The sequence below is a fragment of the Dorea sp. D27 genome (assembly GCF_001185345.1).
Classification (GTDB): Bacteria; Bacillota; Clostridia; order Lachnospirales; family Lachnospiraceae; genus Extibacter.
In genome coordinates this window covers 398,311-410,996 of record NZ_KQ236743.1, presented here as the reverse complement: position 1 = coordinate 410,996, position 12,686 = coordinate 398,311, and the positions used below count along the sequence as shown (strand labels likewise).

At 41.9% G+C, this 12,686-nt stretch carries 18 protein-coding genes; 5 read left to right on the top strand and 13 right to left on the bottom strand.

Going from position 1 to position 12,686, the window contains the following annotated elements:
- Positions 1–7: 7 nt before the first annotated feature.
- The 6 genes from HMPREF0980_RS01980 to HMPREF0980_RS01965 all read right to left on the bottom strand — a co-directional run bounded on the left by HMPREF0980_RS01980 (position 8) and on the right by HMPREF0980_RS01965 (position 3,564).
- The gene (locus HMPREF0980_RS01980) at positions 8–310 is read right to left on the bottom strand and encodes a DUF6110 family protein (protein WP_008689707.1); all 303 of its coding nucleotides are present in this window, start codon (positions 308–310) and stop codon (positions 8–10) included.
- Between the two features lie 209 nt (positions 311–519).
- Entirely contained in the window at positions 520–753 is a 234-nt protein-coding gene (locus HMPREF0980_RS01975; protein WP_008689709.1) for a transcriptional repressor, read from the bottom strand.
- A gap of 31 nt (positions 754–784) precedes the next feature.
- Positions 785–967 carry a heavy-metal-associated domain-containing protein gene (locus HMPREF0980_RS19355; protein WP_242847348.1) on the bottom strand — a complete coding sequence of 61 codons (183 nt, stop codon included), beginning with the start codon at positions 965–967 and terminating at the stop codon, positions 785–787.
- A 41-nt stretch (positions 968–1,008) separates the two neighbouring features.
- Positions 1,009–1,161, bottom strand: a complete 153-nt coding sequence (locus HMPREF0980_RS19350; protein WP_242847320.1) for a FeoB-associated Cys-rich membrane protein — start codon at positions 1,159–1,161, stop codon at positions 1,009–1,011.
- An 82-nt stretch (positions 1,162–1,243) separates the two neighbouring features.
- On the bottom strand, positions 1,244–3,250 hold the full coding sequence (gene feoB / locus HMPREF0980_RS01970) for a ferrous iron transporter B (protein WP_008689712.1): 2,007 nt from the start codon (positions 3,248–3,250) through the stop codon (positions 1,244–1,246).
- A 101-nt stretch (positions 3,251–3,351) separates the two neighbouring features.
- Positions 3,352–3,564, bottom strand: a complete 213-nt coding sequence (locus HMPREF0980_RS01965) for a FeoA family protein (RefSeq protein ID WP_008689714.1) — start codon at positions 3,562–3,564, stop codon at positions 3,352–3,354.
- A 237-nt stretch (positions 3,565–3,801) separates the two neighbouring features.
- Between HMPREF0980_RS01965 and HMPREF0980_RS01960 the strand changes: the two genes are divergently transcribed.
- Positions 3,802–4,161 carry a metal-dependent transcriptional regulator gene (locus tag HMPREF0980_RS01960; protein ID WP_008689715.1) on the top strand — a complete coding sequence of 120 codons (360 nt, stop codon included), beginning with the start codon at positions 3,802–3,804 and terminating at the stop codon, positions 4,159–4,161.
- Positions 4,162–4,258: 97 nt separating this feature from the next.
- On the opposite strand, the gene HMPREF0980_RS01955 is transcribed toward HMPREF0980_RS01960, so the two are convergent.
- The 5 genes from HMPREF0980_RS01955 to HMPREF0980_RS01935 form a co-directional block, all read right to left on the bottom strand.
- Positions 4,259–4,453, bottom strand: a complete 195-nt coding sequence (locus HMPREF0980_RS01955; protein WP_008978798.1) for a hypothetical protein — start codon at positions 4,451–4,453, stop codon at positions 4,259–4,261.
- A gap of 7 nt (positions 4,454–4,460) precedes the next feature.
- Positions 4,461–5,060, bottom strand: coding sequence for a class I SAM-dependent methyltransferase (locus tag HMPREF0980_RS01950; RefSeq protein WP_049727468.1), 600 nt, complete (start codon positions 5,058–5,060; stop codon positions 4,461–4,463).
- Positions 5,061–5,121: 61 nt separating this feature from the next.
- A complete protein-coding gene (locus HMPREF0980_RS01945) occupies positions 5,122–5,403 on the bottom strand; it encodes a DUF2325 domain-containing protein (protein ID WP_008689718.1) in 282 nt (93 codons plus the stop codon).
- Between the two features lie 157 nt (positions 5,404–5,560).
- Positions 5,561–5,983, bottom strand: a complete 423-nt coding sequence (locus HMPREF0980_RS01940; protein ID WP_008689719.1) for a flavodoxin — start codon at positions 5,981–5,983, stop codon at positions 5,561–5,563.
- A gap of 30 nt (positions 5,984–6,013) precedes the next feature.
- The gene (locus tag HMPREF0980_RS01935; RefSeq protein WP_008689720.1) at positions 6,014–6,565 is read right to left on the bottom strand and encodes a DUF3793 family protein; all 552 of its coding nucleotides are present in this window, start codon (positions 6,563–6,565) and stop codon (positions 6,014–6,016) included.
- 531 nt (positions 6,566–7,096) lie between these two features.
- Between HMPREF0980_RS01935 and HMPREF0980_RS01930 the strand changes: the two genes are divergently transcribed.
- The 4 genes from HMPREF0980_RS01930 to mobQ all read left to right on the top strand — a co-directional run bounded on the left by HMPREF0980_RS01930 (position 7,097) and on the right by mobQ (position 10,547).
- Positions 7,097–7,600 carry a replication initiator protein A gene (locus HMPREF0980_RS01930; protein ID WP_008689721.1) on the top strand — a complete coding sequence of 168 codons (504 nt, stop codon included), beginning with the start codon at positions 7,097–7,099 and terminating at the stop codon, positions 7,598–7,600.
- On the top strand, positions 7,597–8,427 hold the full coding sequence (locus HMPREF0980_RS01925) for an ATP-binding protein (protein WP_008689722.1): 831 nt from the start codon (positions 7,597–7,599) through the stop codon (positions 8,425–8,427). The genes HMPREF0980_RS01930 and HMPREF0980_RS01925 overlap by 4 nt, the downstream gene beginning before the upstream one ends.
- 40 nt (positions 8,428–8,467) lie before the next feature.
- On the top strand, positions 8,468–8,689 hold the full coding sequence (locus HMPREF0980_RS01920) for a hypothetical protein (RefSeq protein ID WP_008689723.1): 222 nt from the start codon (positions 8,468–8,470) through the stop codon (positions 8,687–8,689).
- Between the two features lie 148 nt (positions 8,690–8,837).
- Positions 8,838–10,547, top strand: a complete 1,710-nt coding sequence (gene mobQ / locus HMPREF0980_RS01915) for a MobQ family relaxase (RefSeq protein ID WP_009243499.1) — start codon at positions 8,838–8,840, stop codon at positions 10,545–10,547.
- 77 nt (positions 10,548–10,624) lie between these two features.
- Here mobQ and HMPREF0980_RS01910 read toward each other — a convergent pair whose 3' ends face one another.
- Complete coding sequence (locus HMPREF0980_RS01910) at positions 10,625–10,996, bottom strand: TnpV protein (protein ID WP_008689726.1); 372 nt, start codon at positions 10,994–10,996, stop codon at positions 10,625–10,627.
- A gap of 31 nt (positions 10,997–11,027) precedes the next feature.
- Complete coding sequence (gene rlmD / locus HMPREF0980_RS01905) at positions 11,028–12,677, bottom strand: 23S rRNA (uracil(1939)-C(5))-methyltransferase RlmD (RefSeq protein ID WP_049727467.1); 1,650 nt, start codon at positions 12,675–12,677, stop codon at positions 11,028–11,030.
- Between the last annotated feature and the right edge of the window lie 9 nt (positions 12,678–12,686).

Here is a 12,686-nt window from a genome sequence, read left to right as displayed (position 1 = left end):
CTTTTACCTATTCGTTTTCTTCCTGTTCAGACGCACCATCCTCCTGAACATCATCTTCCTGCACCTGCATTGCCTCTTCCTGTGCACGCTTTTCATTGATCTGTTGTGCTTCTGCAAGGATATCCTCTGCGTTCTCCTGCACTGTTGTAGCAGTCTTCATAACACAGTCTTTTGCCCGCAGTACAGCCGCAGTGCAGTTTGTATATACTTTTTTTGCGTCCTTACTGGAAAGGAGCTTTACACCCGCAGTCCCAAATACGACTCCTCCTACAAAACATCCGATTTTTTTCAAAGTAGAATCACTAAACATCCTATGTACCTCCTGATTATTTGTGTTTATAGCCTGTATAGAATACCATCAAAAAGCAAAAGACGGACGCCCACGCCCAAAACCTATGTTGTTTCACAACCACATCACTTCCTTTTCTATAAGACTCTGTTTATTTTTTCATAGTAACAACTTTCATTTAAGATAGTCAATTCTAACAGTCCTTATTGATAAATTTTGTCATTTGCAGGCTACTTATATACGATTTCTCTGCTAAGCACCCCGATATTCTCCAATTCCTTTACCAGACGGTAAACGGTTGCCATCCCAATGCTCTGGTCAAGTTTCACCACCCGGGCATAAATTTCCTTGCAGCTGGAACACCTGTCTTCCAGGATAATATCTAAAATCATTTTACGCTGCTTTGTAATTCTGCAGCCATTTTCTTTCAGTTTTATAATAATACTTTCTTTTTCACCGTTCATACCCGCTTTCTCCCATATGAAATACCACGGTCTAGCTTTGAATAGACTCAACTAAAAACCCTGCTTTTTCTACTGCGCAGATCAGGATATCTTCCCCTATTTCACGATCAAGGGATATCTCAGCACAACTTTTATTAAGATCTACTCTGGCGGAGACTCCATCAATCCGATTCAAGCTATCTGTCACACTTTGTACACAATGTTCACAATGCATTCCTGTAATAAACATGGTTTTCTTTGCGATGACCGGACCCGTCAATTTCTTTTTTTCTTTTTATTTTTGCTGCTGCAATTTCCTCCCGCTGGACATCCAACACATTTCACTCCGCTTCTTTTTGCCTTAATAAGATATGCAGCTGCACTCCCTACTAAGATTACAATAACAAGAACTGCTATCATATTTTCCATAGAGCATTTCACATCCTTTTCTAATAAAAATGGTGGACAAAGTACTTCTTCTCTGTCCACCGTCTGCTATAACTTTTATCCTTTATGATTTTACAGAATGCAGGCTGTATTCTGAAGCAAACTCTTTATCTGACTTACGGATTCTCCAGAGAATAATCAAAGCAAATACAATAACCGCGATAAGTCCCGGAATAAATGCGGTGCCAAAAGATCCTGTTGTGATCAATGTACCAATCTGATATACACCAAAAGCTACGGTATACCCCGTTGCAAGTTGGAGACAGATTCCTCCAAGCAGCCATTTTCCACTCTTCATTTCTGAATTCATCGCTCCAAGAGCTGCAAAACAAGGTGGTGTGTAAAGGTTAAACATCAAATAAGCAAGAGCTGCTACCTTTGTCAGTCCCATAACAGTTGCTACTTCATTCCCACTTCCAACCAACGCCAGTTCATCTGTATCTATTAAGTTTGTGATACCGTAAACTACTGCAAGCGTCCCAACTACGTTTTCTTTTGCGATAAAACCTGTCACTGCCGCTGCTGCAAGCTGCCACACTCCAAATCCAAGCGGTATGAACAAAATCGCAAACGGATGGGCAATGGATGCCAAAATAGATGTCCCTTCTGCACCTTCTTCTACAAGCTGGAACTGCCAGTTAAAGCTCTGCATGATCTGTACCACCGTATTGCATACCAGAATGATCGTTCCTGCTTTTACGATATATGCTTTTCCTCGCTCCAGCATAGAGCCGCATGCCCTTTTCAAGCTTGGAAACTTATATTCCGGAAGTTCAATAATAAAGAAAGATTTTCTGTATTTTTGTCCTGTAATCTTTTTCACAAGTAAAGCTCCAAGCAAAACTAAGAGAATACCCACCAGATACATAGTTGCTGAAACCCACCATGCGTCCGCAAAGAATGCACCTGCAAAAAGAGCAATCACTGGGATTTTAGCTCCACATGGCATAAATGGTGTAAGCATCGCTGTGGTACGACGTTCTCTTTCGTTACGGATTGTACGGCAAGCCATAACGCCCGGAATCGCACATCCTGTACCAATGACCATAGGAATGACAGATTTACCGGAAAGCCCTACTCTCTTAAAAATCGGATCCAGAACTACTGTAGCTCTTGCCATGTATCCACAATCTTCCAATAATGCAATTAAGAAGTACATGACCATAACAAGCGGAAGGAAACCGACAACTGCACCAACGCCACCGATGATACCATCTACAAGGAGTGCATACAGAAGCGGGTTTGCATTTTCCATCAGTCCGCCGACCCATCCCTGGAAAGTCTCGATCCATGCCACCAGCCAGTCTGCGATCCAGGTACCGAGCGTTGTCTGGGATATGTAGAACACAAGGAAGATAACTGCTGCGAAAATCGGTATACCGATAATCTTATGTGTGATGATACCGTCAATCTTATCCTGTACGTTTCTATCCTTTGTAAAAACTTTTCTCTTCTCTACCTGCTTTACAATTCCATTCACAAACTCAAAACGCTTTCTGTCAGCCGCTTCTACTGCCGTTTTATCTTTGAAATCAATATCCCCCTGCACATAAGGTGCTTTCTGACCTTTTCCTCTTAATGCAGCCGCAGCATTTACAGTCTCTTTGAGTCCTTCATGTCCGGAAGAAGTGGAAATCGTCTTGATTACCGGACAGCCCAGCTTTTCAGACAGAATCTTCTCGTCAATTTTTGTCTGTTTCTTATTAACGATATCGCTCTTATTCAGTGCGACAACTACTGGAATCCCAAGTTCCAGAAGCTGTGTGGTAAAAAACAGGCTTCTGCTCAGATTCGTAGCATCCACGATATTGATGATCACATCCGGATTCTCATTCTTGACGTATCCGCTGGTAATGCTTTCTTCCGATGTAAAAGGAGACATAGAATAAGCGCCCGGCAAATCTACCGCAACTAACTCCTCCGTCCCGTCATAATAACCTTTCTTGATCGGACTTTCTTTTCTTTCGACCGTAACGCCTGCCCAGTTCCCGACACGTTCATTCCTGCCGGTAAGTGCATTGTACATGGTCGTCTTTCCACTGTTGGGATTTCCTGCAAAAGCAATCCTCATAATTCTCCTCCTTTTCGACGTCTTTAATTATACGCATCTTATCTTTATTAGTATGCACTAACCTTTGTGCAAAAAAAATAGTGGAAACTACTATTTTTTTATTATATTGAAATGGCTTTCGCCAGATCAGTATCAATATTATAACGCCCATCCTTAATGGAAACTACACAGCCACCCTTCAGATGAGAAACCACTGTAATTGGTTCACCACTGTAACAGCCAAGAGAAAACAGAAAAGAGGTCAGTTCTTCATCATCTGTCAAAATTTCCTTAATGATATATTCTTCCCCTTCTTTGGCTTCTGTTAAATTCATATCCACTCGCTCCTTATAGTCATTTTTACAATTATACTTAAAATTTACTCACAGCTATTCGATGTTTTTTCTCATTTGACGTTGTTAGTATATTCTAATCCCGGTGAGTTGTCAATAATTATTTAATACTTTTTTATTTTTCTTTTATAAATATATCTGGCTGAATACCATGAATCATGATACAATAACTATACAATTTTTATAAAAGAATCCGAATGATATAGGAGGTGACAAGCTATGCACATAAATTCGTCTGGTGAAAACTATCTGGAAACTATTTTAATATTAAGCAAAAAACGTCCTGTTGTTCGTTCTGTGGACATCGCTACAGAATTAGACTTTAAAAAACCCAGCGTAAGTGTGGCTATGAAGAAACTGCGTACAAGCGGACATATAACGGTATCTCCGGAAGGATATATTAATTTAACTGAATCTGGAAAAGAAATAGCTACACAGATTTATGAACGCCATGTTCTTCTTTCTTCCTGGCTAGAACGTCTTGGTGTTGATCCGGATATTGCCGCACAAGATGCATGCAGGATAGAACATGTCATTAGTTCTGAAAGTTTTGAAGCCCTCAAAAAGCATATCAAATAACTCTCTTCTCACTATAAATTGAATGGCATTTTAAAACCGGGAATTTCATACTTTCCCGGTTTCTAAAATCTTTTCATTTTCCATATTTAGTATTGCATTATTGATTTTTATCGTGCTTCTTATATCGAATATGCCCAACAATACCTGCAGCAAAGAAGAGTATTGCGGCTAAAAGTTGCATGCTTACCACAAAATCAACCCCATCTTTTCTGAAACTGTCAAAAAAGTTAGTCAGCCATATTACTGCGCCTACAAACCACAATAAATACCATCGTTTTCTTTTGCTTTTCATAACTTTTTTACCACCACACAAATCCAACCTTTTTTGTTTTATCTACTTTTACTCCTCTAAAACCGGCATCCTCCAAAGATTTTTCTATTTGCTCAGAATTGTAAATCTTCATCCCCTGTATTATCTTCGTCCACTTTTCATCCTTTGGATTTTCACCGTTTGATTCATTGCAGATCATAAACGTTCCGCCGATTTTCAAAATTTTATATACCTTCTTAAAAGCCTCACTAATATCCGGCCAGAAATATATTGTTTCAAATGCAGTAATTACATCGAAAGTTTCACCTCTGAAAGGGAGTTTCATGACATCCCCCTGCAGGATTTCACAACGCTTACTTTCTATCCCTGCTTTATTGATTTTTTTGCTTTTTTCTACACTGATTTCTGAATGATCAATGCCAACCACTCTGCCATACGGACTTTTTTCTAATAACTTTCTGACATTTGCCCCACCGCCACATCCAATATCCAGACATACATTATCGCTTTGAATTTCCATATGTGTAAATCCCCATTCAGCCATAGATGAATGACCAGTATTCATCATATGAACCATAATTTTGCCGCCGATTCCTTTTGGCTTACAAGTATTTTGAAAAAAAGACATAACCTATACCTCTATCAACTCACCAAAACAATATCTATTCTTAATATATAAAAAAATTTCGCTACATACAGATACTTCCAAGAATCTCCTGTAACGCATTTTTGCTACTTGAATGGCATCTCACTACATCCGCATTGCAGCGTTCCGCCTCCTCCACTGCACACCTGGCCATCTTATGGGAAACCGTATTCGTGAACAGTACAATCAAATCTGGATTCCCAATCTGTTTACTTAAAGTTGCAGACATCTGTGTAAAGACTTTCGCTTTACAATTAAAACTTTTACAAACTTTTTTGTACTGACAGACCATTCTATCATGCCCGCCTATAATAACAACACTCATACCCAACCTCCCATTTTTAATATATTCATAAAACGCTCCGATAGCAGATATCTACAAAATCATCCGTTCTTGATCATCGGTTGCGTTCTAAATCGTATTATGGGAACGCTGCTATTAACTGATTAAAATCTTTTCTCGCAGCATTCCCCAATATTTATTAATCCAGATTTTCACCCAACGCTTTGCAGGATTGAATCCCCTCATCATCGGGCATTTCATTGCAGATCACGCTTTCACAAATCAAGACAGCTCCCGCCTCTTTGCATCTTGTCTCCCAGTCTCTCATCCACTCTCCATCTCCCCAGCCATAAGAGCCAAACAGTGCAATTCTTTTTCCTGAAAGTTTTGATTCACAAGAAGCAAACATCGGTTCAAATTCCTCTTCTTCCAATACTTCTGCTCCCATTGCCGGGCATCCAAAAGCGATCGCATCATAAGAATCCATCATAGAAACATCAAATTCATCCGGAGTTAATAATACAACCTCTGCCCCCTTCTCCTTCGCGCCCTCCAGTACTGCCTTTGCCATGGCTTCTGTATTTCCTGTGCCACTCCAATAAACTACTGCAATTTTACTCATGATTTTTACCTTCCTTTCTGAAGTTTGTGATTATATAGTAATCGTAAGCTGTTCAACAGCCACGCCACTTTTCCATCTCCTGCAATAAATTTCTGTGCATTTTTTATATTTTTTAAACAGAATCCTCGCGGCCTGTTCATCCCCGTACACCTTCCAACACCCAGAACATTTGCTGCAGGCCGCCTTATTCTCAATAAATCCTTTTACATCCTCTGCCGGATACCCTAAGAATAAACCTATTTCATGCGGAAAGTCTGGGTCACTCTGCAGTTTTTGAATCAGTCTGCAGATGCACTGTGATAGATTCGTACAATCATATCCCTTACATTTCAATATGATCTGAGTTTTCTCATCAGAAAAATCTTCTTTTAACTTTTCTGGACGATAGACATAAACCAGCATCCGTTTGTCTGATATGCGAACCGGGATAATCCGGATCCCTTTCTGTGTCAGTTTTTGATTAAATTCACGTATTTCTTTTATAATCATCTTTTGTGAACTATAAGGGCATGAAAAAAGACTTCCCGTTTTCAGTCCTGCTAACGTAGGTGAACAATGGCATACTAACATTTCCTCTGACATTTTCTTTCACTTCTCCTTAAACATCTTTTCTGAAAATGAATCTACTCTACCCAGTAAGTTTTCTTTATCAATAGTTAGTTTTAACTAATTCATGTGAAAAAAATATGCACACCTTGCTTTCATTAAAAACATCAGATGTACGTTTCTATAATTTTATAAACCTATCCCATTATCTAAACATAAGCCGTTTTTTAATTAGCTTTAACTAACTTTAGTTTACTTTATTTTTTCACTGTTGTCAATCCATAAATAGATGTGATTAATAAATAATATTTACTAACCTGATTATACACCCGTTTTTTCGTTGTAACTATTCCTGTTTATATTTGAAAGTTCATTGTAACTCAATTCTCACTCAATCCCGGCTCAATGCCATTCCCCCTTCTTTTCAATAAACTAATCCTGTGCGAAACATCCGCACAAAAGATTATCGGAAAGGAGGATTTTTATGAAAACACAAAGAGGAAGTCCTGTTACAGATGAAAAATACTGCAATAGATAAGTGTTCGTCATCTGAGGGGAGGTGAGTGCATGACAACCTTTCTTACTGCAAACAGTACTCTACCGCCATATATGGCATTTCCCAGTTTTCTTCTGGACTGTGATTTCTCCGAAACCACAAAACTGCTCTATATGGTGCTTTTAAACCGGGCAAGATTATCACAAAAAAATGACGGCTGGATTGATAAAAAAGGTCATGTGTTCTCCTATTTCACCATTGAAGATATGGCAGCAACACTTCGCAAAAGCCAGACAACCATCAAAACATCTCTGAGTGCTTTGGAACAAGTAGACCTTATCTGTCGTGCTCGTCAGGGAACCGGGAATCCCAACCGGATTTATGTAAAAGTCCCGGCTGATTTTTCAACACAGACAGAAGAAAAACTGTCTGTTAGACAGTCAGAAAACCGTCCCTTTGACAGACAGAATTCTGTCCGCCAGACAGTCAGAAAACTGTCCCCTAATAATAAAGAGAAGAAAAATAATGATTCAGTAAAACGCCATTATGAATGTAAGGAGGATGAAAGCCTATGATAAAACCACAAAACCTACTGCCGAACCTTTCTCCCCGGCAGCCTTTAGAAGATGAATATATCAGCGAAACGGACGGTCTGATCTACTGTTCCAAGTGCCACACCCCACGGCAGAAAAAGATAGAATTTTTAGGAAAAATCATGTTTCCGATCATCCGCTGCCAATGCCAGCAGGAACAATATGAAAAAGAAGAAGCAAAACGAAAACACCAGGAATTTCTAGAACACATCTCCCGGCTGAAATCCAGCGGTCTGCAAGACCCGGCTTTAAGAGAATTCACTTTTGCTCACGATAACGGTATCAACCCGGAAATTGAAAAGGCAAAAAATTATGTTACTCACTGGGAGGAAATAAAATCCAAGGCCATGGGGCTGCTGCTCTGGGGTGATGTCGGCACTGGGAAATCCTTTTTTGCAGGCTGTGTTGCAAACGCTCTGCTAGATAAAGGGGTTCCCGTACTCATGACGAACTTCGCCAAAATCTTAAATTCTCTGACCGGAATATATCCGCAGGATCGGAATGAATTTATCAATAGTTTAAATCAGTACAGCCTGCTGATCATTGATGATTTGGGTGTGGAACGAAATTCCGAATTTGCTTTAGAACAGGTCTTCCATGTAATCGACAGCCGTTACCGCAGTATGAAACCTATGATCATTACAACAAATCTGACGTTGGAAGAATTAAAACATCCGGAAGATTTAGCACACAGCAGGATCTATGACCGGATTCTGGAGCGTTGTGTCCCACTAAAGATCAACAACCAGAATATCCGGGAACTGAACGCTGTAGCTAATATGTCAGAAGCCCGAAAACTACTTGCTTAAAAATCTGACCGGAAACGGTCATAGAAGAAAGGAGGCCAATATGACAGATAAAAAAACACAAACAGAAATCAGAAAAGAATTATTACAGGCAAGACACAGAGCAGAGGAAGCACAGGCACGGAACCGTGTGAAAGAGCGAAATGCCCGGACACGCAGGCTGATTCAGGAGGGTGCCGTTTTGGAGAGCATCTTCCCGGAATTCCAGACAATGGAGCCGTCGCAGATCAGACAGGAATTGTTAAACCGTTTCAAAAGAATCTGACACTAGTTGACACCAGCAATTTCTCATCCCGAAGGGCGCACTTACTCACCACCTGATAAATCAGGCAGTGGTATCCCCTTCGGGGCTCGTGCGCTCTGCCGAGGGCTTTATCCGCTGTTGCAGGCAACATCGAAAGGAGGTGCCAGATATGGCAATTTATCATATGCAAGCCAAAGTCGTCAGCCGCGGTTCCGGTCGGTCTGCTGTTGCTGCTTCTGCTTATATGAGCTGTAGCCGCATGTACAATGATTATGACGGCATCCAGCATGACTATACCAGAAAGCAGGGGCTGATCTATCAGGAGGTGATGCTTCCTCCAATGGCTCCATTGGAATGGAATGACCGGGAACAACTCTGGAATGCTGTGGAAGAAAACGAAAAGACCAAAGACAGCCGACTTGCAAGAGAATTTGTTGTCGCACTCCCCGTTGAGTTGGATAAAGACAGCAATATTTCTCTTCTTCAAGATTTTATTAAAAAAAATTTTGTAGATATGGGGATGTGTGCTGATTTTGCCATTCACGATACAGATGGTCACAATCCCCATGCACACATTCTTCTTACTGTCCGACCATTAAATGAAAATGGAACATGGCAGTATAAAACAGAAAAAGAATATCTCTGTATCAAAGATGGGGAAGAAAAAGGGTTTACTGCTTCTGAATTTAAAACTGCTCAGAAACAGGGATGGGAAAAGCAATATCGCTATAAAGTTGGGAAAAAGAAAGAATATCTGACTTCTTCTGTTGCACAGGAAAAAGGATATGAACGAATTGATAAACACCCCAAGAGCAGCCGATATGGCAGACAGAATCCTATTTCCCAACAATGGAACAGTGATGAACAACTTTGTATCTGGCGGGCAAACTGGGCAGATGCCGTAAATAAAATGCTTGCACGTAATCAGATAAATGCTACCATTGATCACCGCAGCTTTGCAGATCAGGGAATCACCGAACAGCCAACCATCCATGAAGGCTACATTGCCCAGAATATGGAAAAGAAAGGCATGATAGCAGACCGCTGTGAAATCAACCGTCAGATTCGTGCGGATAACAAAATGCTCCGAGAATTAAAAGCAAAGGTAGCAAAACTGGCTGAAGCTGTAGAAAAGTCTATTCCAATAATAGCTGAAACGTTAGAAGCGATCCGCAATCATATGATTTTTATACAGTATCATTTACTTCATAATGAGATGCAAAAAGAAGTGATCCATGACTGGATGAATCATTTCAATCCAATACTGAATAAATACAACACAGTTAAAAAGGAACTCAAAGCTAAAGTTACGGAACGGAAAGAACTGAATGTGCAAAAGGATAAAACCAGTATTTTGAATCCCATCCGGCATATAAAATTAAATCAGCAGCTTACCACTATTACCGAAGAAATCGAAGAACTGAAATCAAGGAAAGAGCAGCTAATCTTCCAGGCAGAATGCTCTACCAATAAAGATATGACGAATCTATCCAAGAAATATGACCAGATGAATAAAAATCTGGATATCCTGTATTCTCAGGACACCTCGCTCAAAAAGCAGCTTGAAAAAGACGCCGCCGCTTTCCGGGAAGAAAAATTTCGTCCTGAACCAGAACAGTATACAGAATTGCTGGACACCCGAATCCAGATACGTCCTGATTTTCGGGATAAGCTGATCGAACAGCTCAAAGGTACTTTTGGTAAGTATTATGACTATCACCGCCGTGATATTGCAGCCAATGAGGTAGATTATCTCAATGTGGAAGATCCTGATGTTTTTTCCCATCGTGCCTGGGAACTTGAATATCAGAGGAAACAGGAAATACGGCGAAATCAGCCTGCTCGAACTAAGAAAAGGTCGTATGATATGGAATTATAATTTGGTTCTTCTTTGCCCATTATAAACACAAGAGCTGAACAAATAGGATTTTTCGTCCTACCTGTTCAGCCCTTTGTTTACCTGTAAATCAATTCTTTCAACACAATCTCTTCTGCAGCATTCCGGACATTATTTACCGCTCTAACCCATTCCATCTGGTCACGAGCTTTCAATTCTTCCGTAATGCCCTGCTTCTCCATCATCTGACTCACCAGAATATCCATTTTCTCCTGTGTTTCATCGTCCACCGCATTCAGATGTTCTGTCAATCTGTCTTCCAACATATACAGTGAATACATTGCCGGACGATGCTCTTTCAGATATGTTTTCCGCAACATTCCGTATTTCCCATAATGCGGTTCTTCATCTGTACTGACAAGATTCGGATAGTAAATTCCGTCTGCGCCAAGTGTGTAGGTTCCACCCATTTTTTCAAATGTGCTTTTCATGTGTTATTCCTCCTTGAAATCAGCGATGTCCTTAGATCATCGCATAATATTTCAGGGCAGCCTTGATAGCATCTTCTTTCTCTTTCGGGCATTGTGGAACTCTTGCATTTTCTGATTTTGGAAGATTATAGTTTTCTCCCACTTCAATTCCACATTTGCGTTTTACCTGAGAAATATATAAACTTGAAACCTTCAAGCCAAATTCTTTCAGCACATAATCTTTGATTTCCTGATAGGTTGCTTTCAACTCGGCACTGGTGGCATCCAGCTCGTCCAGGTCTAAGTCGATCTCTATCGTGTCATCTGGTTTTTGTTGGGACAAAAGAACAACCGTCTCAACATGCACCGTCCCCGGAAACAGATCCACACACGCCATCCGCTCCACCTTATACCCTCTCCCCTGCAGCATCTCCAGATCCCTCGCAAGGCTAGTCGGTTTACACGCAATATACACCATCCGCTCCACGCCAAAGTTCGTAATCTTCTCCAGCGCTTTCGGGTGCACGCCATCCCTTGGCGGATCCAGCACGATCAGGTCCGGCACTTCCCCAAGGCCGTCGATTACCTTCAACACATCCCCCGCCCAGAACGTGCAGTTGTCAAGGCCATTCAGCGCCGCATTCTCCTTTGCGGCCTCCACGGCCTCCTCCACTATCTCTACGCCGACCACCCGTTCTGCCACCGGGGCAAGTATCTGGGCTATCGTCCCGGTTCCGCTGTACAGGTCGAAGATCACCTTGTCCTTCGTCTCGCCGATATATGCTCGGACCGTCTCGTACAGCACCTCCGCGCCGAGGGAGTTCGTCTGGAAAAAGGAGAACGGCGTAATCTTGAATTTCAGCCCCAGAAGCTCTTCATAGAAGCAGTCCTGGCCGTACACGATATCTGTCCCTTCGTCTTTCACCACGTCTGCCACGCTGTCATTCTTCGTGTGGAGGATACCGGCAATCTTTCCATCCAGCGGAAGGGCCAGCAGCTCGTCTGCCCACTTATCCCCGCGGAAGCTTCCGTCAAAGTCATATTCCGAAGTGGTGACGATATCGATAAGGATCTCCCCCGTCTTTACTGCCTTTCTTACGAGCAGATGGCGGAAATATCCGGTATGTCTCATGCGGTGGTAATAAGGGAGGCCGGACTTTCTCGCATATTCCAGCGTGCAGGCCAGTATCTTCCTGTAGTCTTCATCAACAATCCTGCAGCCTTCCACATTTACAATGTCGTGAAAGCTGCCCCTTTTGTGCATGCCAAGAGCCAGGGGGCCGTCTTTATATTCATCCCCAAAGGAGAATTCCATCTTGTTGCGGTACTCCTGCAGGGCAGGGCTCGGCTTGATTCCTTCCCACACGTAGACCCCGTCCACGGCCTCATCCATCATGGCCTTGACCTGGGACTCCTTCAGCTTCAGCTGCTCCTCATAGGGGAGGTTCTGGTACGTGCAGCCGCCGCACTGCCCGAAATGCGTGCAGGCCGGCTCTATCTCCACATCGGACGGACGGAGCACTTCCAGTATGCTGCCCTCTGCCTTTCCTTTGCGGATCTTGTTGACAGAGAACTTCACCTTCTGCCCCGGGATGCCGTTTTTCACTATGACGGTCTTATCTTCATCAGGTAGGAATACCTTCCCCTTGTTTGGGAATTCAACTGATTCTATCGTTCCTTCGTATACCTGCCCTTTTTTCATCTTCCTTCT

What these genes read in the sequence shown, in the direction of transcription:
- HMPREF0980_RS01935 (WP_008689720.1), bottom strand. Translation starts at nt 6,565, where the DNA reads ATGTCAGAGGAAATGTTAGTATGCCATTGTTCACCTACGTTAGCAGGA.
- HMPREF0980_RS01950 (WP_049727468.1), bottom strand. Translation starts at nt 5,060, where the DNA reads ATGTCTTTTTTTCAAAATACTTGTAAGCCAAAAGGAATCGGCGGCAAA.
- HMPREF0980_RS01925 (WP_008689722.1), top strand. Translation starts at nt 7,597, where the DNA reads ATGATAAAACCACAAAACCTACTGCCGAACCTTTCTCCCCGGCAGCCT.
- HMPREF0980_RS01960 (WP_008689715.1), top strand. Translation starts at nt 3,802, where the DNA reads ATGCACATAAATTCGTCTGGTGAAAACTATCTGGAAACTATTTTAATA.
- rlmD (WP_049727467.1), bottom strand. Translation starts at nt 12,677, where the DNA reads ATGAAAAAAGGGCAGGTATACGAAGGAACGATAGAATCAGTTGAATTC.
- HMPREF0980_RS01930 (WP_008689721.1), top strand. Translation starts at nt 7,097, where the DNA reads ATGACAACCTTTCTTACTGCAAACAGTACTCTACCGCCATATATGGCA.
- HMPREF0980_RS01920 (WP_008689723.1), top strand. Translation starts at nt 8,468, where the DNA reads ATGACAGATAAAAAAACACAAACAGAAATCAGAAAAGAATTATTACAG.
- HMPREF0980_RS19355 (WP_242847348.1), bottom strand. Translation starts at nt 967, where the DNA reads ATGCATTGTGAACATTGTGTACAAAGTGTGACAGATAGCTTGAATCGG.
- mobQ (WP_009243499.1), top strand. Translation starts at nt 8,838, where the DNA reads ATGGCAATTTATCATATGCAAGCCAAAGTCGTCAGCCGCGGTTCCGGT.
- HMPREF0980_RS01955 (WP_008978798.1), bottom strand. Translation starts at nt 4,453, where the DNA reads ATGAAAAGCAAAAGAAAACGATGGTATTTATTGTGGTTTGTAGGCGCA.
- feoB (WP_008689712.1), bottom strand. Translation starts at nt 3,250, where the DNA reads ATGAGGATTGCTTTTGCAGGAAATCCCAACAGTGGAAAGACGACCATG.
- HMPREF0980_RS01940 (WP_008689719.1), bottom strand. Translation starts at nt 5,983, where the DNA reads ATGAGTAAAATTGCAGTAGTTTATTGGAGTGGCACAGGAAATACAGAA.
- HMPREF0980_RS01980 (WP_008689707.1), bottom strand. Translation starts at nt 310, where the DNA reads ATGTTTAGTGATTCTACTTTGAAAAAAATCGGATGTTTTGTAGGAGGA.
- HMPREF0980_RS19350 (WP_242847320.1), bottom strand. Translation starts at nt 1,161, where the DNA reads ATGGAAAATATGATAGCAGTTCTTGTTATTGTAATCTTAGTAGGGAGT.
- HMPREF0980_RS01910 (WP_008689726.1), bottom strand. Translation starts at nt 10,996, where the DNA reads ATGAAAAGCACATTTGAAAAAATGGGTGGAACCTACACACTTGGCGCA.
- HMPREF0980_RS01945 (WP_008689718.1), bottom strand. Translation starts at nt 5,403, where the DNA reads ATGAGTGTTGTTATTATAGGCGGGCATGATAGAATGGTCTGTCAGTAC.
- HMPREF0980_RS01965 (WP_008689714.1), bottom strand. Translation starts at nt 3,564, where the DNA reads ATGAATTTAACAGAAGCCAAAGAAGGGGAAGAATATATCATTAAGGAA.
- HMPREF0980_RS01975 (WP_008689709.1), bottom strand. Translation starts at nt 753, where the DNA reads ATGAACGGTGAAAAAGAAAGTATTATTATAAAACTGAAAGAAAATGGC.